This window comes from Desulfotomaculum copahuensis, from assembly GCF_001655685.1.
Lineage (GTDB): Bacteria > Bacillota > Desulfotomaculia > Desulfotomaculales > Desulfovirgulaceae > Desulfotomaculum_G > Desulfotomaculum_G copahuensis.
The window spans coordinates 1-862 of the sequence record NZ_LYVF01000076.1; the positions used below are offsets into that span (position 1 = coordinate 1).

The window sequence follows — 862 nt, forward strand, 5'->3', positions numbered from 1 at the left end:
GGTTCCATGCTGCCGGATATTATCGACAAGCCTCTGGGCCTGCTGGCTCCGTGGCTTGGCCTGGGGACCGGCCGCGGTATTGCCCATACCCTGGTATTTGCCCTGTTCCTCCTGGCATTGGGGTTGTGGTTTTATCGTACCGGGAGGTCCGGGCTTTTGTATATGGCCCTGGCTTCCGCCGGGCATCTGGTGCTCGACCGCATGTGGCAGATGCCGCGTGTATTGTTCTGGCCGCTATTCGGGTTTGCTTTTCCCGTGGTGGGCAGGCATGGTTTTCTGGCCCAGTTGCTGGCCTGGTGGCATACGCTGTGGACGAACCCGGGGGTATTTGTGCCGGAGATACTGGGGGCGGTAATTCTCGCCCTGTTCGCGGCGCGCCTGCGGCAAAGAGGTGTTTGGGGTGAATTTATAAGCACGGGAGCAATCAGGATATGACGCAGGGAACCAGGCGGGAGAGGCTTCGCTTGATCGCCTGGTTCCCTGTGCCATTCCCCGGCGGCAATTTCAGCCGCTTTTATGACGGTCTTCCGGCCAGTACTGTCCATTAGTTTTTGGAATTGATGTTTTTCGGGAAGTAAGAGATCGCATCAATCTTAATTCCATTAAAAAAACCGGGTTGCCCCGGTTGTGTTCACCGTTAATTTTTGAGCTTTGCCTTATCTTGATCCAGCACCGCTATAAACTCGTCCAAAGTTTTAGTCTTTACAGCCCGTCGGAGAAGAATTTTTAATTCATCAACGCTCTTGATTTCCCGCACGCTCTCAGCTATTTTTTCCGAATAACCGCCAAGATTTTCTTCCAACGCGTCAAGTATGGCCTGCTGTATTCCCTGCTGTATTCCTTGCTGTATTCCCTGCTGTAT

Annotated in this window: 1 protein-coding gene and 1 pseudogene; one reads left to right on the forward strand and one right to left on the reverse strand. The window is 53.2% G+C overall.

Annotated features, from left to right (window positions below; translation table 11 throughout):
* On the forward strand, positions 1–435 hold a 435-nt coding region (locus A6M21_RS06355; protein ID WP_066667103.1), incomplete at its 5' end, for a metal-dependent hydrolase.
* A 202-nt stretch (positions 436–637) separates the two neighbouring features.
* Here A6M21_RS06355 and A6M21_RS18675 read toward each other — a convergent pair.
* Positions 638–862: pseudogene (locus A6M21_RS18675) on the reverse strand (RpnC/YadD family protein); the annotation flags it as partial.